Source organism: Chitinophagales bacterium, assembly GCA_019694975.1.
Lineage (GTDB): Bacteria > Bacteroidota > Bacteroidia > Chitinophagales > UBA10324 > JACCZZ01.
Map to the genome: position 1 here is coordinate 343,660 of JAIBAY010000002.1, position 25,647 is coordinate 369,306.

Below are 25,647 nucleotides of genomic sequence, written 5' to 3' on the forward strand. Positions count from 1 at the left end.
AGCAATTCACCTAAAGCAGTAAAGAAAAAATATGGCTGAATCCGGATTCAGAAAATGGATCATCACGCTTACTGTTATTCTTGCCTCGTTGCTGGAATTGATTGATACCACCGTTGTAAATGTATCGCTGCCACAGATTATGGGCAACCTTGGAGCAACCTTAGAAGATGTGGGTTGGGTGGTTACTGCCTATGCCGTTGCAAACGTCATCATTCTTCCGATGTCGGGATGGCTATCCCTGAAATTCGGACGAAGAAATTACTTCCTGTTTTCCATCATCCTGTTTACCGTTGCTTCATTTTTTTGCGGTAATGCACAAAATATATGGGAACTGATTCTCTTCCGTTTCATACAGGGTTTAGGCGGCGGCGGACTGCTTTCCACCGCACAAGCCATCCTGATTGAGACCTGGCCGAAAGAACAATTGGGTATGGCCACTGCCATGTTTGGTTTGGGCGTTGTGGTAGGTCCCACGTTAGGGCCGACAATGGGTGGTTATATCACTGATCATTTTTCATGGCCCTGGATTTTTTATATTAATATTCCGCTGGGCATTATTGCCACCTTTTTTACCCTTGAATATATCAGGGGGCAGCGTGATCACAGCATGTCGGAGCAACGCATTGACTGGTTGGGTATCTTTCTGCTTACCATAAGCGTAGGCTCATTGCAGGTGGTACTGGAACGGGGTGAAAGTGAAGACTGGTTTCAGGCACCTTATATCATGGTGCTGGCCATCGTTGCCGCTATTGGGTCAGTGGCTTTTGTCTGGCAGGAACTTACCATACCCAATCCCGTGGTGAACATCCGGATACTCCGGAACCGCAGCTTTACCATCGGCATATTTCTGACTTTCATACTTGGCTTCGGATTATTTGGTTCTGTGTTCATCTTCCCGGTGTTTGCACAAAGCCTTCTCGGGTTTTCCGCGCAGCAAACAGGTGAAATGCTGATACCGGGCGGATTGGTTACCATATTCATGATGCCTATGGTTGGTGTATTACTGAGAAAAGGTATTCCGCCGCAGATCATGGCAGCGGCAGGCTTCATATTATTCTTTGTCTTCACCGAGCTGCTGCGGCAATCTACACTCGCATCAGGATGGAATGATTTTATTCTGCCACTGATCATTCGCGGCATGGGACTCAGTTTATTATTTGTGCCGCTGACGACGCTGGCCCTCTCCGGATTACAGGGTAAAGATATTGCACAGGGAACAGGCCTCAACAACATGATGCGTCAGCTCGGCGGTTCTTTCGGCATAGCCATTATCACTACCCTGCTGCATTTGCGGCAGGGTTATCACCGCAATATCCTGTTGGAGCATGTTAATGCTTATAACCCTGCATTTACAGAACGATTTAACAAACTGGTTAACGGTTTTCTTTCAAGAGGATTTTCAACAATAGATGCGCAACAGGCCGCGTACAGGGCGTTGGAAGGCGCTGTGGTAAAGCAGACCTATCTGCTCTCTTACCTGGATGGCTTTTATTTCGTGGGTATTTTCTTTTTGTTCTGTATTCCATTATTGTTTCTGCAGCCGCTCAGGGTGAAGAGTGGCAGCATTGCCGTTGATGCGCATTAAAAACATCTTTAAACCATACTGATCATATGCAAAAAATCGAAACGGGCATCATTGGCTTCGGCACCGGCGGACGTATATTTCATGCACCATTTGTTTATGGATCAGACCGCTTCCTGCTGAAGAAAATATGCACCTCCCGTGCAGCAAGTGCAGATTTGGCGCGGACATCATTTCCACAAACTGAAATTGTTCCGCAGGCAGATTCACTCATTAACGATGCATCAATCGAACTCATCATCATTGCCACTCCCAATACTTCTCATCTCACGCTCGCAAAAAAAGCGTTGCTGGCTGGTAAACACGTTATCGTAGAAAAACCATTCACCATCAAGGTGGCAGAGGCAGATGAGCTCATTGCACTGGCTGCAAAGCAGGATCGCCTGTTAACGGTTCATCATAACCGCAGATGGGACAGTGATTTCAAAACGGTAAAAAAAATAATTGATCAAAAACTGCTGGGAATACTGGTGGAATATGAAGCGCACTTCGACCGCTTCAGAAATGAAATAAAAACGGATTCGTGGCGGGAAACAGAGACTGCAGGAGCAGGCATCCTGTATGACCTTGGTGCACATCTCATTGATCAGGCGCTGTGCCTTTTTGGTATGCCGGCTGAATTATTTTCCCACCTGCAGGTGCAGCGGCCCGGAGGTAAATCCATTGACTATTTTGAACTGCTGCTGTTTTATCATGGTTTGAAAGTTACCTTGAAGGCCGGAATGCTGGTAAGAGAACCACTGCCGCATTTTATCTTATCAGGAACACAGGGATCATTTGTGAAGTATGGCATGGATACGCAGGAAGTGGCGCTGAAGAACGGATTAACACCATTCAACAGCCTGAACTGGGGTGAAGAACCGGATACTATCTGGGGAAGAATCAATACAGACATTAACGGTGTTCATCAGCATGGCAGCATCAAAAGCGAAAAAGGTGATTACCCTGCCTTCTATGAAAATATATACAATGCCATCCGTTTTAATGCACCGCTGGCAGTTACTGCGCAGCAGGCAAGAGATACCATAAAAATTATTGAGCTGGCACTGAAAAGTAATTCAGAGAAACGGACAATTCGCGTTGCCTGATGATACGTTAAGGATTCTTCCTACAATCAGCCTTAAGATAATCTTCGCGACAGCAATGACGCTTTCATTTCTCCAAAACATCCAAATGCACCCGCTTATCAGCACGGCTTGTTGTAGTGCCTCTGCAACAACCTCCTGCTGTATATTAATACAGCATACCGCAGATTAATCTATGAGTATAAAACCATCTACAAAAACTATTCAATAACCTTTACACAGTTATCAGCAGCAGCGGAAGCGATAAAATGAAAAGGCTTCCGACATTTTTATCGGAAGCCTTCTGCTCTGCGAAGTATGATAATTTAATACGCTTACTGCACCACAATTTTTCTGCTGCCGGTAAATTTTTCAGCATTTACAAGTAAGGTATATATACCAGATGGCAAGCCATCAACAGGCACGTATAACTGATTGATGGACCCATCAATGGCAGTGCTATAGACGGCGCGGCCCAACGTATTGATCAGTTCCACTTTCGTAGTGCCCGAAGAAATATTATTCCATTTCAGCATCACCTGATCAGTAGCAGGGTTTGGCGCAACAATGATGGCAATATTTTCCACCTCATGTATGCCGATGGTTGGATCACCCAATTCCCAAAGTACCACATCATCCACTGCGGCTTCCACCAGGCTGCCGCCTTCAAGATTAGCACCGGCAATGATGCTGTCTGAAGCAACAAAACGCAATTGCACCATATCCGTCAGTTCAACATAGTCTTTAATGCGGAAGGCATTGCCTCTCCACTGATGGTCGGCTGTATAAGTAACTTCCACAGGAACCCAAATGCCATTGCCGTTCGTGATATGCACCTTCCACGAGTCATTGCCCGGATTGGCACCCTGATCATTCGAATACCAACGGTAATACGATATAGCTGGATTCTGATAAGCAGTGACATCGTATTTAGGCCCGTACAAAGTATTTTTTCCGGCATCACAATCATTGGTGCCCGCTCCTGATCCCGCGCTTGCATTTCCGGTAAAGGCGCAAAAGTTAAAGGTGTTATCATCTGTGTGGTCTTTGTCTGTCTGCACCATAGAATTAGGATCACCATTCACAAGGAAAGAACCGACCGGCTCATCGAAGGTCCAGGCGCCGGTCACCGCATCATCTGAAGGGTCAGATGGGATCCAGTCACCAAAATAAATTTCAAAATCCTCTTTTATCAGCTGATTAAACCCGACCAGTAGTTTGTAGGGCAGGTTAGGATCAGCCTGAATGACTTTTGCAGGCTGCGTTAATGCCACGCTTCCGTAAATATCCGTTACGGTAAAATAGTAATCAACGATGGAACCCTGTGGCTGTGCCGGAATCTGACCCTGATAACTGGTTCCTGAAATCAAAGTCATGGGAGCGGATTGCCAGTCTGTGGCCGTATTGAGTTTATAATGTACAAAGGCATCACCGAAGTAGAGCGGAAAATCGGTACTGATGGAGGCCTGTATGGTAATCGGCGCAGCAGCTGACGTCACCAATGGTTCGGCATGAACAAGATTCACATCGCCGATGAGTGAAATTCCGTGTAACGCAAATGCGCTCAGGATAGCAATATCGTGCGGCGTGCCATTGGTAAGGTTAGCATCATCATCATCCGCTGTTAAGGCATCCAGCAATATATCGCGGTACACGCTTCCTTCCTGCCCCTGTGGCCCGTCTGCCAGGCCGAAGAGTGCTTCTGAAAATAAATTAAACATGATGTCCTTGTCGCCGATGTTGAGACGGGTATCATACCAGCAACCGGCAATGATTTCGCCGTCAGCATGTACTTCACCCTGGATATCCTGCGGATAAACCTTCTTGTTGATATCGTAACGCCGAACATATCCTTCCGGATCGGTATCAGAAAATCCTATGCCCAGAATGGGATTGTCGGTAATGCCAATCGCCCAGACATCGGAATAACCTTCATTCATGGCACCATTATCGAGGCCATTGCCATAAAGATCATGTAAGCGCATATCAATGCCATGTCCATACTCGTGATACACCACATCACCGGCAAGAGCAAGGTCATAGCAGCCGCTGCCCTGCTGGTAGAAATTAATGGAGGTACCGTCATAAAAGGCATTACAGCTGCCATCGGTACGTTCAACGCGTGTGATCAGTGATTCATCCATACTTTCGTAATCCGGCAGATGCATTTTCATGAATTTATGCACCACGTTTGCATGATAGTATGCGCTGCGTTTTTCAATGCTTGCATGCGTATCGAAAGAAACGGTATTGAACCCGGTAACAAGGCCGGTAGTGAAAGTTGTGAGTGCCACACTGGAATTGCCGGATACTACCGTTGACCATTTTCCGGCCAGCGCAATAGTTGAATTTACCGGTAGCGCGATACTGCCCAAGAGCAATATTCCGGTTGAATCGGTGTAATAATCTGTTCCTGCAATCGTCACCTTCAGGTCGGGCAGGTTACGCACTACGTCCGGTTCCCATGGGTTAGGATCAGCAACGGTAGCCTGCACAAGCAATTCATCATCGAAGTTGCATACCTGGTTGCTCCGGTAAAGCACTTCACCGTTATTGGCATCCACCAGTGTATAATACCTTGCAGGATATCCTTCCGTATTGTTGCAGGAAACAGTGGCTTCATAAACCAGCCGGTAAGTATAAGTATCGCCGGCAGGAACCGGAAGTACCTTTACACCTGGTGTAACAGCCGTGGCCGTTACCTGATAACCGATTCCGCCGGCAGCGTAAGAAGCGATGACCGACGAAGGCAGTGAAGGAGTTGTGCTGATCTGAATATTATTAAAAACATCGGCACCAAACAAAACAACTTTGTTGTCTTTGGTAAAACGAACCGTAACGCGGCTGTTCAGCACCTCAAGGCCCGCATACTTTTGATAAAAATCAACATAATAATATTTGGCTGATGCATGTGCGCTCCTGAGCACCAATTGATCCGTTGCTATATTAAATGAAGACATTTCATCATTAATAAACTGCAGTGCTTTTGCTGCCGGATCACCGCTACCGGTAAGTAATATACCGTTCCCATAAGCCCTGTGTGGCATGCTGCTGCGCTCGTCAAACACTACTTTCCAGCCCTGGTGCTTATTATTGAATTGAAGCCAGGGCTTTCCCTGCCGCAGTAGTTGCTGCCGGCTGTAATTCAGCTGTTCCCTGTTGTTGGTAATATAGCTGCGATTGTATGGATCGCTCTTCGTTGCGGCCTGCAGCATTAAAGCGAAACCTGACAGGAGGAGTAAAAGCGTAAAGTGTCTGATCATGGCAATTGGGGGTTGGGTTGGATTGTTGTATTAAAAGACCTTCTTCGTCTGCCGGTTGTATTATGCCGGCAACCTGGCGAGATGATGAAATGATCAATGATGGTTTGTAATAACAGGTGGCAAAATACATTTTTTTCCCGATCGTGACACCATCAAAACTTAGGATTACCCACAATGCAATGCGGCATTTCAACGGCAGCAAGAATACAAATGAACGGGCCGGAGATAACAGGCGGTTTTTTAGCGGAATGATAACACATTTGATTAATGCTGCCTTGCCTGCTGAGCTGATGATGACTGTTGCGGTAAATCTACCTGCTCATAATCACTGATGCGGTCAAGATAGTGGATGGTTGGGCCATCCTGCTGTGATTCAAAGTTGATAATAAACTTCGCTCCCCAAACGAGTTCGGAGGCGCGATAGGAAATACGGTAATGAACATTTTGAGAAAATGTTTCGTCATAAGCTTTAAAAAAGACAAGCAGTTCCATATCCTCCGCCTCCATCATTTCCTTTGTATAACCGTATAACAGGCTTTCAGGTGTAACAGGATGAACAATGGTCCAAGACAACGGGAACATGCCGACCTTGCTGCGCTCAAGATCCAGCGGATAAAATCTGCGCACAGCCTTTCCTTTTTCAATAGTTGCCTTTGACATCGTTACCTGCACCTCCACCTCAGCCAATTGTGTTTTTCTTCCATTCGCTATTCTGAACATTAAGCCCATGCCCTCTTTATAGGGCGCCATCAGCAGATTTTTGCTGTGCAGCAGCCGGGCATTGGGCCTAGAAAACCGACCATACAGTAAGCCTGTAGCAAGTGCAAAAGTGAGAATGCCCAGCATTGATTCAAAAGTGGCCACAAAGCTTATCACAATACCTACCGGTGCGATACGGCCGTATCCTACTGTTGTAAGGGATTGTGCACTAAAGAAAAAAGCATGCAGAAACTCCTCCAGTTTAGAATGTCCTTCATAAGCAGTAAGATGTTCAACACCAATCAGGAAATAGCCTATAGCAAAGATGGAGTTGGCAACAACAAATGCAATAAAAACAATGATACAGAACTTAAGCAAGGGCATGTTAATCAGCTCGAGGTAAAGATCTCCGGGCCTGAACCAGTTGAGTCCGCGGTATTCAATATTGAATGATCCGTTGGCAGCAATAGCGCGTTGATTTCTCGCCTGCGCATTGGTGCTTAGACCGGTATCATTGTCCTCTTTTATAGCTGTCGCTTTGCGAGTATTTGACATGGATGCGAGTGTGTCAAGTTGAACCGAAGATAATTAACTCTGTTAAAAACAGAGGAATTGAAACATTATATTGCAGACACTTCAGGAGGAGAAAACAAGTCCGGTAAGTATCAAGACTCTTCACTATCATGACAAGCGAAACACAAAGCTACTATCCGTCGGAAGGTATTTCCTTCAGGTTAATCTGTGCAGGCTGACCGAGTATTAACGGGAATTTCTCTACGGTCACATTGCTGGTATCCAATCCGAAGGCGGATTCCTCAGTCATGGATATATGCTTGAGATAGAAATAAAAATCCATGATTATCTTATCGAAGAACGATAATTCATTTTCATTGGAAAGGTATTTTTCCATTACCACAAACCTGAAGTCGCCGGCAATATGCTTGCGGCGCAACGATTCATACTGAGAGATGATATCCACTCTTTTCTCTTTGACCAGCGTCTCCACCACTTTCTTAAAAAACAGGTTCAATCGCGGCGCCACGCGAAAACCAAGTTTGAATTCTATGCGGATCACCTTATTGGGAACCAGTATATCCACAGAATAATCCATCCTGTAAGGTTCATCCATCACATCCACATGTATCAGCCAGTAAATATCAGCCCGCTTGGGTTGTTTGTTGAAAATAGAGTAAATCACCTTATCCTCAATCTGTGTCTTGTAATCGGCGCTGGTCAGGTATATAAGATGTGATGCGTATTTCGGAATAGTCATGTCCTCACTCAGTTCCTTCAGCGAAGGCAGGTATTCATCTACCGGAATAAATTCAAGGTACCTGTTTTTGATTTTTCTTGCTTTAAACCAGGTAAACATGACTGAGAATAACAGGAATGCAATAAACAGTGTGACATAACCGCCATGCGGAAACTTGCTGAGGTTCGCGATGAAGAAAGAAATTTCAACCGTAAAGAAAGTGCCGCCTACAAGCGCTGTTGTTACCCATGAACCGTGTTTAACATACCAATAAGTGCTGAATAAAATGGTAGTCATCATCATGGTGATGGTGATAGCCAATCCGTAAGCAGCCTCCATATTGGCAGATTTTCTGAAATACATTACTACCATTACGCAGCCTGCAAACAAGAACCAATTCACGCTTGGAATGTACACCTGACCGCGCTGCACTGTCGGAAAGATGATGCGCACCTTTGGCCAGATATTAAGCCGCATCGCTTCGCTGATAAGCGTATACGAACCGGAGATGAGTGCCTGGCTGGCAATTACGGAAGCCGCCGTTGCTATGATAATACCAAATATCACAAACCATGAAGGCATGATTCCATAAAACGGATTTCCCTCCAGCACCAATCCCTGGTGACGCATCAGCCATGCACCTTGTCCGAAATAGTTCAGCAGCAGGCATGACTTTACAAATATCCAGCTCACACGGATATTCTTTCTGCCACAGTGGCCAAGATCAGAGTACAGCGCTTCCGCACCTGTGGTACAAAGGAAAACAGCGCCTAAAAGCCAAAACCCATTGGGATGCTTCACAAGCAGATCAAATGCATACACCGGATTTACCGCTTGCAGAATGGCCGGGTGTTCCAATATTTTCACTCCACCTAAAATACCCAGCATGGAAAACCACAGAAACATGATCGGGCCAAAAGAACTGCCTACCAACCGTGTTCCGGCACGCTGAAATACAAACAAAAAAGTGATAATAGCTACAATGATAGGAATAGTGTTCAGCCCCGGACTATAAATCTTTAATCCTTCCACTGCAGCCGAAACAGTGATGGCCGGCGTAATGATACCGTCTGCCAACAATGTACAACCGCCGATGATAGCAGGATAGATGAGCCATTTAGCCCTTTTACGGACCAGCGCATAGAGCGAAAAAATACCTCCCTCGCCTTTATTGTCCGCCTGAATGGTGAGCACGATATATTTCAGCGTTGTCTGTATCGTGAGTGTCCAGAATACACAGGATATGCCGCCAAGAACGAGATATTTGTCTATGGGCTCATGTCCCATAATGGCAGAGATTACATACAAAGGCGAGGTGCCGATATCTCCATAAATAATTCCGAGAGTGATTAATAAGCCTGCAAAGGAGAGCTTATTATTACCGTGCTTCGATTCCAATCAGCGCTTTTATTTGAGGGCTCAAATGTAATAAGAAAAATGACCGGCAAATAACTATCTCTGTTGGCCAATGGCAGCTATTCATGTCTTTACGGTATGTTATGACATTGATTTTTCTTTCGGAAGACTTATACGTGCAAACATCCAGCTTTGGGAAAGAGGGACTTCCCATTTTTCATCCAGCTCTTTTTTGGAAGAAACTGAATTATAGAACACGATGGTTCCGGCATGAATCGTCCCGTTATCAAAGAGCTGTTGCATATTTTGCATGGGCGCCACCTGAACTTCAGCGCCATCTTTCCATGCCAGCATCAGCCTGTCGAACAGCCGCACCGCATATTCTTTTTCCAGTGCATGGATAAAATGAACTGATTTATCTATGGAACACCCACTTGCCCCAGCTTCCGATTCATCTACCATTAAGACAATAAAACGATTGTAACGCACTTCGCCTGCTGCTTTCAGCTTTGTGCCATGTGCCGACCATTCTTTACAAAAATGCCGGATTGCGATACTGATATCGCTTACTTCCACATCTGTAAAAATCCGGTTGCTGAGGTAGATCCACACTCTTGACGATTCATCAAAATGCTGCATAGTGTATTTCGTTTTATGAAGGGAGACTTCAAAGATACAACACGGCGATATTAATCAGGGTGCATGATTTGCAAGCAGCGCATCCTGGTCAATCAGCTACCAGCAATGGCCTTGTGATGCTTTTGCCGTTCACATCAACGGTGAGGAGGTAATAGCCAGGCGGCAATGCTCCAATGTTCATGAGAATATTATTTTGTCCGCTGATCACTGCAGCGTATTGCTGCACTACCCTTTCACCCAATGCATCACTGACCGTACACTGTGCCCGGTCATCATTTTCATCAGACAGGAAACTGATGGTTATTCTTTGATTTGCGGGCTGCGGAAAGATCAGCACATTATCTTCTATCGACGGCAGGTCTTCCGGATCAGGTATGCTGACTTCGGCGTATTTCTGTACACCCTGTTTCAAAAAACAATTGAGCACCACTTCCTGTGCATTATCATCAAGCTCCAGCTTAAAATTGTTTAACTGCAACTGCAGGCTCCCGATTGCCGCAGCATAAAGCGGGTTTTTCACCTGGTTAGTGTCTTCAGCAGGATCTGTGGACAGATTAAAAAATTCAGCCGTCTCATGGCTGCATCCATATTGTATATATTTTTCATGCAGTGTTCTCACCGAACGCAATGAAGGAAGCGCGGCAGTAAACGGATCGTAAACAGATTCAAAGTAATAGCTGTTACGAAGCACTGTTCCTTCCACCAGATCTTTCAGCGAAGCACCATCAAAAGAATAACCATCGTGTATTCCTGCCGCTTCAAGAATCGTCGGTGCAAGGTCAACATTCAAGGCTAACTGACTGTCGATAACAGTTGCAGCCGGAAACCAGGCCGGGAAACGGATAAACAGCGGAACACGGGACGATGGCTCATAGGCAAACCGCTTAAGGAATAATCCATGTTCACCGAACATCGTTCCATTATCGCTGGTGAAAATTATGAGTGTGTTATCGATAATATTTAGCTGCGTCAACTTGTCCAGTATCTTCCCGATGGCAACATCGAGGCCTGCCAGCATTTCATAATAAGGCTGATATTCGGATGCAATTTCCTGCTGACCGATATAGTAAGCTTCGGAAAGGTTATACAGGAAGGACGGGAAGTTGGATTTATAGTGGGCGGTATTGGCAGGAACCGGCATTGCTTCACCATCAAACAAACCATCAAACGGCTGCTGGGGAATGAACGGATTGTGTGGTGCATGATAACCAACTGTCACAAAGAAATTCTTGTCCGCATTACGGTTGAGGAATGCCAGTGTAGTATCGGTGACAATATCCGTATCGTGGCCGGGTATGGTGGCAAGCGTACCATTGTAGTTATACTTCAGGTTGTTGTACTCATCAATACCACTGTTAACTTTCGTCGCAAACCAATAGTCGTAGCCCGGCTGTGGTTTAACTGCCATGTGATACTTCCCGATCCAGCCTGTATAGTAGCCGGCACTGTCGAGAATTTTTGCCGTTGTCGGCAGGTAATCATAGATCGTCTCTGAATTGTTGGTAGCACCGTTTTTATGTGGATACAACCCAGTAACAATGCTGCCACGGCTCGGGATGCAATAGGATTGCACGCAAAAGCTGTTTCTGAAATTAATTCCTTCCTCTGCTATGCGATCAATATTGGGACTATGAAAAAAAGACGGGCCCCCATTGCAACTGTAACTGTCATAGCGCGCATCATCCAGAATAATCATTAAGATATTCGGCCTGCCAGTAATTTGAAAAGATGACGGCGCAGACCATTTGCCCGTTGTATCTTCACAGGAAGCCGCCTGGCAGGTATAGACTGTGCCCGTCAATAAATTCTGTAAGGTGACAGTGGTGTTTACACCGGTGAAAACATAGGTCCAGGTCAGTTCTGTACTTTTTCGATAACGCAGTTGATTAAAAGGTGTGTTACAACTTCCTGCGCTCCAGCTTATCGCAGCAGCAGCCGGTGGCATGACCTCAATACCTGAAATTACCGGCGGTGCACAGTAGGACGTGGTTGCCTTGATGCTTTTATATCCGCTTGTTTTGTTGTTATTGCAAAATGCAGCAACCGCGAAATTGTATTTAACGCCGGGCTCCAGTCCGCTGAAAGTATAAGCCGTACTCATTGCCACATTTACTACCGGTGACCAATCTGTTGCGGACTGCTTTTTAAATTTTACTCCATAATAGGATACACCAGCCACAGCATTCCAGCTGAGCGTGACCTGGCAGGATGTAATATTTGCGGCTGTAACAGATGATGGTTTAGGCAGCAAACAATTACCGGCAAAAACCGTGGGTGCGATAAGCAAAAGTTGCGACAGGAATAAACAAATTATACAGGCTGATTTACTGATCAACTTCATCATACATGCATTGCTTTATCTTTCCGCGGCATTTTTAATATTAAGCAAATGCAATGATACACCTACGGCAGGAAGATTTAAATTAATTTTTATCGCCCTGATTGTTTTGTTAACAACTGCCGGAATTTGCAGTTCCGATAGAAAAAATACAACATACCTATCCTTGCTCAGGTCTTAATGAATTTTTTTACTACTACCGTGTTGCCTTCCATGGCCCTCACAAAGTAAATGCCCATGGGAAGATCGCTGAGATTCACCAGGATGGTCCCCTCAGCTTTTTGCTGAGCAGGAATCGTTTTCACCACACGGCCTGACATATCAGTTATAGAAAGCTTTCCTGATAACATGTTGCTGATTGCATAAGTCACCGACAATTCATCTATCGCAGGGTTAGGGAAAATGGAAAACAGGATATTGTCCTTTACAGGAACATCCACTTCTGTAACCACATCATTGGCTGATAATATCCAGAGATCCGGATCAAATATCACCTCATCAGGAATAAACCCTGCGTCAACATTAAATGCCTGGCCTGCATAGGTGTTCAAGAGTCTGACAATTGTATCGTGGGTAGCATCTTTCAGTTCGACCGGGACAGGCATTTCAAAAAATGAAACTGACGGATCAGACTGTGACTGGTTGACTGTGATCTTTGTTATTGTTCCGTCAGGATACCAGGAGAGATGATAAGTCGGATAGCCTTCCTGGTAATACCATTGATTAAAAAAAACAGTCAGGTCAGTTCCGCTTGCTGCTTCCATGTGTGCAATAAGGTCCGGTGTTTTCGCATAACCGTAAGCAAGCGACGGATCATTCAGATAAGATTTGAGTCCTTCAAAAAAAACAGAATCACCCAGTTGCCAGCGCAGCATGTGCAGCACATACGCGCCTTTTGCGTAGGAAAGCCGTCCGTCGAAGATGCGGTTCACATCCGTGGTATCGGGGCACAGCACTGAACCATCAGGCGCACTAACAATATAGTCGCGGTTTCCCTGCTTCCACGATTGCCAGTTCCATGGATACAGGAATTGCTGTGTCAGTCCCTCAAAAAAGGTGGCAAATCCTTCATTCAGCCAGATATCTTCCCAACTGCCACAGGTAACCTTATCGCCAAACCACTGGTGGGCGCATTCATGGGCAATCAGCCATTCATCAAAAGCAACGCAGTAAGTCATGGTCTGATGTTCCATGCCTCCACCCCATCCAAATTGACAATGCCCGTATTTTTCATTGGCAAAAGGGTAATCAACCGTTAGCATGCCATACAACTCTATCACGGGAACAATTGCCGGCGTTAAACTTTGCGCTGTTGCAAGATCTTCAGGATATACATAATTGAGAATCTCGAGTTGCGCTCCATTAGACAGGGTAGCATAATCACTGTAAGATGCATAATTCGTTACGGCAATAGCTACCAGGTAAGCGGCAATAGGATACCGGCTTCTCCAGTGATATGACTTTGCGTTGCCATTCTGCGCTTCCGCTATCAGCACGCCGTTGCTTCCATCACGGTAGTTTTGCGGACAAGTGACAATGATATCAATAGAATCAATCTTATCGTTCAAACTCTGCTTGCAAGGCCACCAGTCTTTGGCGCCAAACGGTTCGCTGAGCGTCCACAATATGGGTGTTCCATTATGTGAAGACTGAATAAATGAACCAAATCCTGAACCTACAGGCGCGCCCTGATAATAAACTGTGAGCGAATCCAGCGTACCTTCTGCCACCTCTGCCGGCAAATCAATCACCAGCAGGTTATCCGGTTGCTGATTAAAGGTAACTGCATTACCATGATAGAGCACAGAGTCGGTCATCATCGCGGCGCTGAAATCAAATTCCACGGAGCTGAAGCCGGCCTGCTTAGGAATGAAGTAGGTGGTAATGTTGCCGCTTATGTAATAAACATTCGGATTAATCTTCCAGTCGCAACGGTGATACGTGACATTGTAGTTATCCTGCGTACGTGTTGTATGAATGCCGGGAAAAGCGGAATGCGACTTTTGTTCCATAGCGGCTATTTTTTTTATCCGCTCAGCGTAAACATTTTCCTGTGCCCTGACCTGCAGCATTCCGGCAATCACAAGCGCTATCGTGATTAATATTTTCATGTTAGTGAAGAAGTGATGATGGAATAAAGTTATCGCTTTACAATGAATTGATGCTCATTCAAATTCTTTCGCGCATCAGGCATGATGAAATTACTGTCTGATAAGCGATAATCTCACCATGCCTTATCCCTGAAAAACAGTTCAAAGTCTTTTGGATTATACGTTGCAGGAAATTCGCCATGGAGGATAAGACTTGCCATCACATTCCCAACACCATCGGCACACATCGCCGACCATCCGTTTGGTGCGGTGATAAATAAACGTTCATCCACTTTACCGATGTATGGGTTTTTATGATGTTGTGTACGGGGAAGAATACAGCGTTTGCTGGTATGACCCTCCACCTTCAGGTAAGGCATGATGATTTGCAGATGCTGTAACATTCTTTCTTCATACGCTTGGCTGTCGCCGAAACGAAACCAGTCTTGTATCGCCGGCAGATCATTGCTGAAGAAAATATCTTCCGGAAGGTTGCAGCCCATCTTCAGGTAATAATTACCGTCAGGATATTGAATGGGTTGTGTAGCATAGATGCCTTCCACCTCACCATCATCCAACTCATACAGCAAGGATGGCATAAGCGATAGTCTTGTTGCTTCTTCCCTGCTGACTTTTGCCAGCAATACGGTTTCACTTTTTATGACAAGATCAATTGGTTGCTCGAGCAGATTCGAAAAATTAGTGAATGCACCGGCGGCAAGAACAACGCTGGCAGCTTCGTATTGGTTGCCTTCCTGTGTAGTTACTTCAGCGCAATGTTTCCGGTAACGAATCCCTTTCACCGTTTCCCTGATAACTGTACCTTCATTTTTCTCAAATACTTTCAGCTGCGCGCTGATCATCATCGGCGGACTGATATAACCTGACGGCGAAAGTTCAGACATTCCTTTTGCTGATGCAGGAAAATGAAACTCAGGAAAAGATGATTCTATTTCCCGCCCAGCTGCATACATCGTAGCCTCAACACCAAAACGGCGGCTACGCTCAACTGCTCTATCAAGATAATCGTCGGTGCCAAGAGGATGCACATACAGGCAGCCCGACCCTTTATGAAACACGACTCCGCTTTCCTCCTGCAGACCCTCATACTGTCTTACCGATTCGAGGTTCAATTGTGTCATCGCATCGGTTTGACCGATCAACCGCTGAACGCGGCCGCTGTCGTAGTGACTGGCAAACACAATGGCCTTGCTGTAATCTTCCGGCTCATCCGGCCCCACGATGGCAATCTTTCGCATTGACCTGCTCAGGTGGCGGGCAATAGCGCAACCGATAAGCCCCTTGCCTACAATGAGGACATCATATTTCATTTACTGTCAATTCTCCGGTGCCTGCTTCGATGGTGAAGCAACAACTTCAATCCATATTTTTCAGCAGCAATAAATATCGGTCTTAATCAAGTGTCCTATTCCTTTACAAATTTAACCGTCTTGCTCTCTGCCATTGTATTCAGTCTTGCCAGGTAAATACCCTCCGGCAATGTGGTGAGGTCAAATGACAGTGACTGTATTCCTGCGGCAATATCCTGTACACTGCTGAAAACAACCTTGCCTGAAATATCGAATATAGAAATGGTGGCAGTGTTGTCAGATGTTGCTTCCACGTCAAAACTGATCTGCCCGCTTGTCGGATTGGGGTGCACCTGCACCGAAAGCATGACCGGGTCAGGCTGACCTATGCGAAGCGGCAATGTGGTGAACGTATTTATCGGCGACCAATCAGAACCGTAGCCATTCTGACAATGAACCATAACCTGGTATTCATAGGTGGTTGCCGGTTTCAGGTTGCTCAGTATCTTTTTAGGGTCGGTATTATTTTTTAACTTCCAGTTTGATGTTCCCAGTTTACGGTATTGAATATCATACGACACTGCATTGCTCACATCGGGCCAGCTAACCTTGGCAGAGTGATCGGTGATATTTTTCACCTTCAGTTTATTTGCGAGTACCGGCGCACAGGGTTTCCATATATATTTTGCTGCACGGTAACCTACCAGTGATTTTGAATTGTTCAGTGCCAGTTCCCAAACCACTTCATTGGCAGGTGTAACTTCCCACATGTTGGATTGATTGGAAGAGTTATCCCAACCGCCATTGATCAGTGTGTTACCATTATCCAGCCTGCGCACACTTCCCATTGCATAGAAATAGGCATTGGTATTGGTGTAGGTTTTTGGATTGTAACTCCAGACGAGCGTAGCAGTCATGTTTACATCGTCAATTTGGTATTCTTTGGCGGTAGAATGTGTAGGGAGATGGCCATTGCCATTATCCCATAAAGTGAGATTGCCATTACTCAGGCAACGCGCATCGTGTTCAAATGAAAAATGTTCAGGATCATTGATGAAGGTGAACTGATTCATCGTACCACCGAGCCGCCATATAAAATCTCCTGTATTGCGGTCAATCTTGTTCACCTGGCTGAGATGCCGGTTGGAAGCGACAATGTTACCATCTGCATCCAGATCAATTGAATTAGTATGTATAGCGTCGATAAAGGAAAAGGCAAGGTTTTGATTGGATTCCGTCACTGCAATATGATCCCATGCACGCCATTCAAAAATCACATTTTTGTTTTTATCGAATTCCTGTATCACATTCGTAGTGACATTGGCATTGTGCGAATAATTCGGATTATAAATCGACATATCCACGATATGCGTTTCAGAAGCAATCATGAAAGCATGCCCGTCTTCATAAATCGTAAACTCATGCGGATCGGCTGACCGTCCATTGCCCGGATAATAAGAGTCTATCAATACATAGTTGGAATCATACACATCAAACCGGTTGGCATTATCATTAAAAACAGAAAGGTATCCGTTGGGGTTCACACTGAAGTCGAAGCAAACAGACACCTTATCACTGGCATAGACAGAGTCTCCGTCAGGAGTGATAATGTTATATCCGTCATAAGTGGTGCTTCCGAAATTTCCATTCCAGGCATCATAGAAAATTTCTCCCGGCGATGGGTTGATATTTTTTACGATCGTGAAGCTACCCAGTAATGCCCGCTCATTGGGATTAAAGGCAGGGTCTTGTTGTTCCGGTACAGGTGGTACTCCATTTTTCTTCATCTCCTCCTCCATTACAATTTGAGGAAGCAGCTTAAAATTTTCCTGTTCCGCTGCGGAGTACGCACGATGGGTGGTAAAACTGAATTTATATGGATCCAGCAATCTTCCATCCAATGCACTGATACCGGACATCACGTTTACCGTAACTTCTTCTGCATAACCAAACGGAACGTCTGGATATAACAGTATCGTTTTCTGATCGTCGGAGAATGCGATCCGGAATGAATGACCACCGCTCTTTGATCCTGTCAGCGTAAACCGGCTTGCATCCAAAGATGCCGGATCAAGTACACTTCCTTCACGAATGATGATATGCGTCAACGGAGTATTCAAGGTAGATCCCGGCATTGGTGATACATATTGATATCGTGCAAATGCCGCTGCTGAAGAGAGCAGAAATGTGAAGAGGAGTAGTTGTTTCATAGAGATGAATGGAGTTGATTTGGTGGCTAAAAGAGAAAGTTTGGTTATTATTTTTAATCACTTGTTAGGTTAAAGATGTGAAATTTCATGGCATCCCTTCAATAAATATTAAGCTGCGCAAAAGGCAAGGGTTCGGCTACACTGACAGACTCCGCGAAAACAAAGATTGGCCACGATGTACTTCCTCAATAATTCTATAAAAATACCAGATAACCGGTTAAATAGAAAAAAGGAAAGTGGATTAATAGATGAATTTTGCGCTCCATAATATCCAGACCCGTTTTAGCTGCAACTCAAAACAAGAAGTATCAAGAAACATTCTGAAAGACAAAAGCTTCCCGCAACAATACTGATGAATCTGTATGAAAACCGGTTCCCGTAATACTGCACTTTTAAAGGTTCTGTGCAACCAGCTCAGCAATATCTTTGATTTTCGGCGCATCATCGCCTGCTTTATTTTTTAGTCCGTCATCAAGCATGGTCATACAAAACGGGCATGCCACTGCCACTATACCGGCACCTGTGGCAAGCACATCTTCCGCGCGTTCGGTGTTAACTCTTTTCTTTCCGGGTTCCTCTTCTTTGAACACTTGTGCGCCACCGGCTCCGCAGCACAATCCGTTGGTACGGCAGCGCTTCATCTCTTTCAGATCGGACTTGAAATTTTCCAAGACAGAGCGTGGTGCCTCATAGATACCATTACCCCTGCCGATGTAACAGGAATCGTGGTAGGTGATGGACCTATTCCGTAGGTCACTATCCTCACGAATCTTTATCTTTCCATCAAGTAGGAGTTGCTGCAGGAAGGCAGTGTGGTGCATCACCTCATAATTTCCTCCCAGCTCAGGATATTCATTCTTCAGCGTATTAAAGCAATGCGGACAGGCAGTCACTATTTTTTTCACCCCATAATTATTGAGGTTGGTGATATTATTGAAAGCCTGCATCTGGAAAAGAAACTCATTGCCGGCACGCTTGGCTGGATCGCCGGTACAGGTCTCTTCCGTTCCCATCACGGCAAAACGGATACCGGCAGCAGTTAAAATCCTGGCAAAAGATCGTGTCACATTTTTATAGCGGTCATCAAAAGAACCTGCACAACCGACCCAGAAAAGCACATCTGCCGTTTCACCTCTTGCTGCCACATCTGCCATCAACGGTATGTCAAGGCCATCTGCCCAATTGAAACGGTCGCCTGGAGAAAACTGCCATGGCGCACCATTGTTTTCAATATTAGTGTTCATCATGGCAAGCTCATTCGGCATCTTTGATTCTTCCATCACAAGTGACTGTCGCAAATCCATGATGATGCCCATCGGGGAAATATTAACCGGACAGGCTTCCACACAGGCATTGCAGGTAGTGCATGCCCACAACTCTTCTTCTGTGATATAGTCGCCAAGCAAAGATTGCTGATCACTGAAACCGGCACCATGCTGATCGATTTGCTTCCCTACTTCTTCTATCCTGTCGCGGGTTTTCATCATGATCAGGCGCGGAGAAAGTTTTTTGCCGGTGATGTTTGCAGGACAGGCGGCAGTGCAGCGTCCGCACTCTGTGCAGGAATATGCGTCCATCAGTTGCTTCCAGGAAAGATCATTGATATCCTTTGCCCCGAACCGCGCCGCAGTTTGCTCGCCGGCATCAGGCACCGCTGCAGGGTCAAGCATCAGTTTCACCTCGCGGGTAACGGCAGCGGAATTCTTAATTCTTCCCTGCGGAAAAAGATTGGAGAAGAATACATTCGGAAAAGAAATGATGATATGAAAATGCTTGGAGATGACCAGGTAATTCAGAAATACGAGGATACCGGTAATATGCATCCACCAGGCAGCACGTTCAACCATGATCAACGCATCCACCGGCAGTGAGCGGTAAAGGGGTTCAAAAAATAAAGCGCTTACAGGAAACCATCCTGCATGGATATAATGTTCAACGGACGACTGCTGCAGCAAATGATCTGCTGCATTCATCGATAGAAACAAAAACATGAGCACCAGTTCAAACAGCAGGATGATGGCAGCATCTCTCCTCGGCCATCCATCGAGATCGGGTGCAGTAAATCGCGAAAGCCGGATAATATACCTTCTGCACAGAAAAACTACGGCAGCTAATATAGTCAGGACTGCCAGCCATTCATAAACGGCAATAATAAAACCATACAACCCGCCGGGTAAAACAGCGGCAAAAATGCGATGCGTTCCGAAAATGCCATCGATCATTATCTCCAGCACTTCTGTATTAATAATGATGAAACCGGCATAAATGATGACATGAAAAATACCGGCCAGCGGCTTACTCATTATTTTTGATTGCCCGAGTGCCACCCGCAGCAAGGTTCGCCAGCGCCTGGATGTGTCACCTGTAATTTTTTCATCACGCCCGAGGTGAATGTTGCGGATGATCTTCCTCACATTCCTGGTGAAAATGAAGATGGCTATAGCCAGGCAGATCACAAAGAGTATTTGTGCAGTCATCATTTATACTTATTTTTAGAACGGGTGCAGCATTTGAAAATCGCCATTCATGTATCGACTCCTCCGCCGGTTAAAAAATTTGGGTTAACAGTTATGCTGCGAAAAATACAACTCATTTATCTTGTATGCCTCCTTCCGGCATTTGTTTTTTCGCAGCCGCGTGCACAAATGAACAGCGGCCTTCTTAAAGCGCTTTTGTCTGGCGACACTTCCGCACGTTGCGTTTCATTACTTGCCCAGGGTGATGTGACGCTCATCAACAATGCAGTGAAACAATTAGGCGGCACCAGTAAATACTCAGTGGCTGATATTGTAGCGTTTTGCTTACCATTGAATAAAGTGAAACAGCTGGCGGCGAAGCAGGGCGTGAGCAGGCTGGAAGGATTGCATGGCAAAGGCCAGATGATGGATGACATGACCTTACTGAATGCCAATATTTCGCCGGTGCATGGAGGTTTCCCTCCGCTTACACAGGCTTATGACGGCACCGGTATTGTGATGGCTGTGCTGGATGATGGTATTGACTTCACCCATGCAGATTTCAAAAACGATGATGGCACAACACGGATCCGCTACCTGTGGGATCAGACTGTTGATTATGGCGGAACCTTTCCTGAACCATTCGGTTACGGGCAGGAATGGGATGATGCTGCCATAGATGCCGGATTATGCACGCATGCAGAACCGTTCTATAATTTCGGCCATGGCTCAAATGTTACAGGCATAGCTACCGGCAACGGTAAGGCAATCAATAATTTTACAGGTGTTGCGCCTGCTTGCGACATCATCACGGTGGCAGTGAGCATGGATGAAAATTTCCTGATCAACGTAGCAGATGCTACGAAGTATTCATTTGATAAAGCTGCCGGCCTTGGCAAGCCCTGTGTCATCAATGCAAGCATTGGCACTTATGCTGGTTCACATGATGGCGATGATCTACCGGCTCAGTTGATTGATGATCTCATTATGCAGCAGCAAGGCCGCACCTTCGTATGCGCTGCCGGTAATGCCGGCAATATTCCATTTCACCTGGGATATGAAACGGCTGCTGATTCTTCCTTCACCTGGTTTAAATACAACAATGTTATTGGCGGAATATACTATGAATGGTGGATCAGCAAGGATGCAGCGGAGACTTTCAGTTTTGCCATTGGCGCAGATAACAATTCACCCTACGCATCGCTTGGCCGAACCGGATATTTAAACCTGTTGAATGATTTCAACTTCACAACAGGTTCCTTCACGATCAAAGACACTTTATGGAATGGCACCACCAGGCTCGGCATTGCCACGATTACAGCCTATGAATACGACAGCAGCTATTCCTGTGAGATATTTATTCAGCCGGATGTGACCAGCTATTACTGGCGATTTATTACAAACGGAAGCGGACATTTTGATTTGTGGAGCGGTTCATCAACAACCGGCACCTCCGACATGGTGCTTTCACTCCCACCGGCTTCTACATTTCCCGATATCGTTCGTTATAAGTCACCGGATATCCATCAAACTATTGTGAGCAGTTTCACCTGTTCTGATAAAGTGATCACCATTGCAAACTACATCAACCGCAATCAGTATATTGATTATTATGGAGACCTGATTGCCTATCCGCTGGATATGCCCGGTGACCTTGCCATCTCTTCCAGCTTAGGGCCTACGCGTGACGGGCGTATTAAACCTGATGCGGGTGCGCCGGGCAACCGAACTCTCGCAACGAGTCAGCTTTCACAGGCTGCCGCGCTCGTACTCTCGCAAGCCTACAAGGTGGCGCTGGGCGGTATGCATAATGTAAACGGTGGCACTTCCATGGCATCACCTGTAGTAGCGGGTATTGCTGCGCTGTACTTGCAAAAGAATCCCGGGGCATCATACAGGGAAGTAAAAGATGCTATCCTGCTTTCCTGTTTTGAAGACAGTTTTACCGGTGATGACTTGCCTGACAACAAATGGGGTTTTGGGAAGGTAGATGGTTATGCAGCCATGAATATCAATATCACGTATGGCTGCACCGTACCGTTTTCAATTAATTATGATCCGGCAGCAACTGTTGATGATGGCAGTTGCATACCTGTACTTTTCGGCTGTACCGATGTTGCTGCATTGAATTATAATGCAGCAGCGAATACGGACGATGGCTCCTGCATTTATAATGTCGGCATTTCGCAAACAGGTAAAGTGGATCTTGCCATCGTGGCGTATCCCAATCCTGCAAATGGTTTCACTAATTTTTACTGCGGATTAAAAGATGATGTCAGTGGCTTTATCTTGATCAACGATTTATCAGGCAAACCGGTGATGAAGATTAAGGTTAACGGTAAAAATGATTTGCTGGCCATGAAGGAAGAACTTGAACCTGGTTTGTACTTTTACCATCTTGAATCAGGTAATGCGACGACCGGTGTGAAGAAACTGATTATCTATTAAAGTATGCTGAACAAGCCTTCATCCAAAAAATTATTGTGATGCAGTGAAGGTATAAGCAGTAAAAGATCATGGATTTATTTATGGAAGAGATTAAACGGTCAGTTATTCTGACAGCAGACGATATCAACAGAAAAGCAGAACGCATCAGCTATGAGATCCTGGAGCACAATGATGACGAACAGGAAATCGTGCTGGCAGGCATCAGGCAGAAAGGCTTTGTGTTTGCACAGCGCCTTGAGGCTAAACTCCGGCATGCGGGGCATTTCTCGGTAATTTTAACTGATATCCAATTGCAAAAACACAATCCGGCAACGTCTGAAATCCTGATGGGTATCGATCCGTCTTTTGTAAATAACAAGGTGGTGATTGTATGCGATGATGTGGCCAATACGGGCAAAACATTGCTTTATGCCATGAAACCCTTTCTTGATTTCGCACCAAAGCGAATACAGGTTGCCGTATTAATTGACCGGAAACATAAAGTGTATCCCGTGAGTCCGGATTACGTAGGATTATCTCTGTCCACGAGTATGCAGGAGCATATTACGGTTGAGATAGGAACCGGCCTCGAAGAAGCTGTCTATCTGAGCTGAGCGAAAAGCAAGTTAATTTGTGGTTACCTGATCAGCATAACGCTGCCCGAAGTGGTATATGACTGGCCATCACGACCTTCAATAAGGTAGTGCACTTCATATACATAAGCGGCTGTTTCCTCAGGCTTTCCATGAAAAGTACCATCCCATCCTTCTGCTGTTCCTGAAAAGACAACCTGTCCCCAGCGATTAAAAATCTTGAATGATGTGATTTCCACCAGTTCGCCGGATACCGGGAATAGCAGGTCATTCAATCCATCGTTGTTAGGTGTAAAAGCACTGGGCACGAGCACATAGCCTGAAGGCAGCAGTATTACTGTAACAGTGTCGCTGCCCACACAACCGGAAGCAGGATCCGTTACTTCCACTACATATTCAGTTGTCTGAAAAGGATAAGCATAGGTTGTCCAGGAAAGACTATCGGAAAGATTATAAGGCGGCTTCCATTGGAAATCAAAATCACCAAACCTGTCGACCTGTGCATTTAAAATGGTGCTATGGCCCAATTCAATGGAGACATCCATTCCGGCATTAATCACCAGGTCAGGTAATGCTTTCACATATTCGGCAATGGTCACGTTGCAATTGTTGGCATCAGTAACCAGCACTGAAAAGTAACCTTGCGCGAGATTAACAAGTGACGGTGTATTCATCAACGGATTGTTGTTCCAGATAAAAGCATAAGGCGTAGTGCCTCCTGTCATCACAGCTGCCACGCCGCCATCGTTGGCGGAAGGGCAACTTGGGGGAGTGATAGCCAAAATCCCTGTAAGTGAATCAGGTTGTGAAACATAAAAAGTATCCAGTTGCTGGCAACCTGAATCATCTGTAACGAGCAATGAATAACTACCCTCAGGCAATGAGTTAATAGCTGATGTTACCTGTCCGCTATTCACCCAGTAATACTGGTAAGGTGCAACGCCCTGACTTACCGAAGTGGTGATTGCGCCATCGCTGAAACCATAACAGCTCACCGGTGTAACCGAAGGAGCTATCAGTATTTTCGGCGGACTTGAAATCGTAACATCAAGATCCGCAAAACAACCTTTTGTATCGGTAGCGGTAACAGTATATGTTCCGGTTACCAGGTTTTTTGCCGTGTCACTGTTCTGACCCGATGGCTGCCAGTTAAAGAAATAAATGCCGGAGCCTCCCGTAGCATTCACCGTAGCCCAACCATCATAACCGCCAAAACATGAAACATCCTTAACCGTTGGGGTGAGCTGAATTTCTGCCGGTGAACCTATAGTAATTGTATCAATGCGTTCACAATAGTTGGCATCGGTAATAGTAACATAATAGTCGCCTGCGCAAAGCGCGCTGTCATAGGAAGTCACATTACCTGTGCCTGACCAGCTATAATTGTAAGGAGCCGCACCGTTAGCTGCGAATATGGTGGCAATACCATCGCAATAGCCAAAGCAGGCGGCATCATGGATGGCATTTGTAAATGTAACAGGATTATCATAGGTAAGGTCGAAGCTGTAAACGGCCTCACAATTCACCGTATCTGACACGGTCACCTGGTATGATCCTGCAGATAATCCACTGATGGAAGCAGTGGTTTGTCCGCCGGGTGACCAGAGAAAAGAAACAGGACCCAAATTTCCGGTTACCGTTAATGAAATGGAACCATCATTATTTAAACAGGTTGGCTCCACCACAACATTGGTAGCTGAGATAAAACATGCCTGAGAAAATGCATTCGATATATTGAAAGCAGCACCGGGACAAGTATTTGAGGTCCATGAACCTGCTGAACCATCACCAGTTGCGGTGGCATCAACAGAAAGACTCTGACCATAAGATGTGCTGGACACCATGATGGAAAAGCAAAATGTCCAGGTATAAGAAGCGCAATTATCGCCGAAATTATTTCCGGGATTTCCATCCAGCACATTACCCGGAAAGCCAAGTGGTGAGTCGTAAGAGAAGCAAGGTCCGAAACTCTGTCCGGTAGAGGTGGATGTTACGCTATTATAGTAATTCCAGTTACCGATTCCATCACAGCTGACAGGGAGGCTGATTGGTGTGATGGTGGATAAATCCCAGCCTGGTCCGAAATTCAGATCCAGCGTATGAAACCAGTTGGAATTGCATTGATTATAATTCTGAATGGTATAACAAAAGGTAACCACCGTTCCCGCATTATAAAATCCATTGACAGGGGCAGGATCAACCGTATAAGATTGTGTGCCGACACAGTCTGTTGGCAGGCCATTGCATTGGCCAAAGCCATCAGGCACAGCGAACAGGCAAACAAAAAAGATGAGTAAAAAAACCCTGCGCATGTTTGGGAGAACGTGCTAAATTTTCTGAAATGTACAAAAAAATGAAATGCTTATAT

General features: G+C 45.5%; 14 protein-coding genes. 4 read left to right on the plus strand and 10 right to left on the minus strand.

All coding sequences use genetic code 11. From position 1 onward, the window contains the following. Window positions 1-31: 31 nt before the first annotated feature. Both K1X61_04695 and K1X61_04700 read left to right on the plus strand, forming a co-directional pair. Window positions 32-1,585: a DHA2 family efflux MFS transporter permease subunit gene (locus K1X61_04695; protein MBX7107927.1), complete on the plus strand. Its 1,554-nt coding sequence runs from the start codon at window positions 32-34 to the stop codon at window positions 1,583-1,585. Window positions 1,586-1,611: 26 nt separating this feature from the next. Further along, entirely contained in the window at window positions 1,612-2,670 is a 1,059-nt protein-coding gene (locus K1X61_04700) for a Gfo/Idh/MocA family oxidoreductase (GenBank protein ID MBX7107928.1), read from the plus strand. 311 nt (window positions 2,671-2,981) lie between these two features. Here the strand turns inward: K1X61_04700 and K1X61_04705 are convergent, their stop codons facing one another. The 9 genes from K1X61_04705 to K1X61_04745 form a co-directional block, all read right to left on the minus strand. Then, window positions 2,982-5,909: a T9SS type A sorting domain-containing protein gene (locus tag K1X61_04705; GenBank protein MBX7107929.1), complete on the minus strand. Its 2,928-nt coding sequence runs from the start codon at window positions 5,907-5,909 to the stop codon at window positions 2,982-2,984. 264 nt (window positions 5,910-6,173) lie between these two features. Then, window positions 6,174-7,163, minus strand: coding sequence for an Ion transport 2 domain protein (locus K1X61_04710; protein MBX7107930.1), 990 nt, complete (start codon window positions 7,161-7,163; stop codon window positions 6,174-6,176). 151 nt (window positions 7,164-7,314) lie between these two features. Continuing rightward, the gene (locus K1X61_04715) at window positions 7,315-9,258 is read right to left on the minus strand and encodes a KUP/HAK/KT family potassium transporter (GenBank protein MBX7107931.1); all 1,944 of its coding nucleotides are present in this window, start codon (window positions 9,256-9,258) and stop codon (window positions 7,315-7,317) included. A gap of 99 nt (window positions 9,259-9,357) precedes the next feature. Next, window positions 9,358-9,855, minus strand: coding sequence for a hypothetical protein (locus K1X61_04720; GenBank protein ID MBX7107932.1), 498 nt, complete (start codon window positions 9,853-9,855; stop codon window positions 9,358-9,360). A gap of 88 nt (window positions 9,856-9,943) precedes the next feature. After that, window positions 9,944-12,199 (minus strand): sulfatase-like hydrolase/transferase, encoded by a 2,256-nt coding sequence (locus K1X61_04725; protein MBX7107933.1) that lies wholly within the window; start codon window positions 12,197-12,199, stop codon window positions 9,944-9,946. 164 nt (window positions 12,200-12,363) lie between these two features. After that, window positions 12,364-14,304, minus strand: coding sequence for a T9SS type A sorting domain-containing protein (locus tag K1X61_04730; GenBank protein MBX7107934.1), 1,941 nt, complete (start codon window positions 14,302-14,304; stop codon window positions 12,364-12,366). Between the two features lie 113 nt (window positions 14,305-14,417). Continuing rightward, the gene (locus tag K1X61_04735; protein ID MBX7107935.1) at window positions 14,418-15,614 is read right to left on the minus strand and encodes an FAD-binding oxidoreductase; all 1,197 of its coding nucleotides are present in this window, start codon (window positions 15,612-15,614) and stop codon (window positions 14,418-14,420) included. 95 nt (window positions 15,615-15,709) lie between these two features. After that, window positions 15,710-17,803, minus strand: coding sequence for an aryl-sulfate sulfotransferase (locus tag K1X61_04740; protein MBX7107936.1), 2,094 nt, complete (start codon window positions 17,801-17,803; stop codon window positions 15,710-15,712). 392 nt (window positions 17,804-18,195) lie between these two features. After that, window positions 18,196-20,280 (minus strand): 4Fe-4S dicluster domain-containing protein, encoded by a 2,085-nt coding sequence (locus K1X61_04745; GenBank protein MBX7107937.1) that lies wholly within the window; start codon window positions 20,278-20,280, stop codon window positions 18,196-18,198. Window positions 20,281-20,373: 93 nt separating this feature from the next. On the opposite strand from K1X61_04745, the gene K1X61_04750 reads away from it, so the two are divergent. Next, window positions 20,374-22,707: a S8 family peptidase gene (locus tag K1X61_04750; GenBank protein ID MBX7107938.1), complete on the plus strand. Its 2,334-nt coding sequence runs from the start codon at window positions 20,374-20,376 to the stop codon at window positions 22,705-22,707. A 68-nt stretch (window positions 22,708-22,775) separates the two neighbouring features. Beyond that, window positions 22,776-23,300 (plus strand): phosphoribosyltransferase, encoded by a 525-nt coding sequence (locus K1X61_04755; GenBank protein ID MBX7107939.1) that lies wholly within the window; start codon window positions 22,776-22,778, stop codon window positions 23,298-23,300. 23 nt (window positions 23,301-23,323) lie between these two features. Here the strand turns inward: K1X61_04755 and K1X61_04760 are convergent, their stop codons facing one another. Continuing rightward, complete coding sequence (locus K1X61_04760) at window positions 23,324-25,591, minus strand: gliding motility-associated C-terminal domain-containing protein (protein MBX7107940.1); 2,268 nt, start codon at window positions 25,589-25,591, stop codon at window positions 23,324-23,326. Between the last annotated feature and the right edge of the window lie 56 nt (window positions 25,592-25,647).

Excerpts from the sequence above, each read along its gene's own strand:
- K1X61_04695 (MBX7107927.1), top strand. The coding sequence starts at position 32 with ATGGCTGAATCCGGATTCAGAAAATGGATCATCACGCTTACTGTTATT.
- K1X61_04700 (MBX7107928.1), top strand. The coding sequence starts at position 1,612 with ATGCAAAAAATCGAAACGGGCATCATTGGCTTCGGCACCGGCGGACGT.
- K1X61_04705 (MBX7107929.1), bottom strand. The coding sequence starts at position 5,909 with ATGATCAGACACTTTACGCTTTTACTCCTCCTGTCAGGTTTCGCTTTA.
- K1X61_04710 (MBX7107930.1), bottom strand. The coding sequence starts at position 7,163 with ATGTCAAATACTCGCAAAGCGACAGCTATAAAAGAGGACAATGATACC.
- K1X61_04720 (MBX7107932.1), bottom strand. The coding sequence starts at position 9,855 with ATGCAGCATTTTGATGAATCGTCAAGAGTGTGGATCTACCTCAGCAAC.
- K1X61_04725 (MBX7107933.1), bottom strand. The coding sequence starts at position 12,199 with ATGATGAAGTTGATCAGTAAATCAGCCTGTATAATTTGTTTATTCCTG.
- K1X61_04730 (MBX7107934.1), bottom strand. The coding sequence starts at position 14,304 with ATGAAAATATTAATCACGATAGCGCTTGTGATTGCCGGAATGCTGCAG.
- K1X61_04735 (MBX7107935.1), bottom strand. The coding sequence starts at position 15,614 with ATGAAATATGATGTCCTCATTGTAGGCAAGGGGCTTATCGGTTGCGCT.
- K1X61_04740 (MBX7107936.1), bottom strand. The coding sequence starts at position 17,803 with ATGAAACAACTACTCCTCTTCACATTTCTGCTCTCTTCAGCAGCGGCA.
- K1X61_04745 (MBX7107937.1), bottom strand. The coding sequence starts at position 20,280 with ATGACTGCACAAATACTCTTTGTGATCTGCCTGGCTATAGCCATCTTC.
- K1X61_04750 (MBX7107938.1), top strand. The coding sequence starts at position 20,374 with ATGCTGCGAAAAATACAACTCATTTATCTTGTATGCCTCCTTCCGGCA.
- K1X61_04755 (MBX7107939.1), top strand. The coding sequence starts at position 22,776 with ATGGATTTATTTATGGAAGAGATTAAACGGTCAGTTATTCTGACAGCA.
- K1X61_04760 (MBX7107940.1), bottom strand. The coding sequence starts at position 25,591 with ATGCGCAGGGTTTTTTTACTCATCTTTTTTGTTTGCCTGTTCGCTGTG.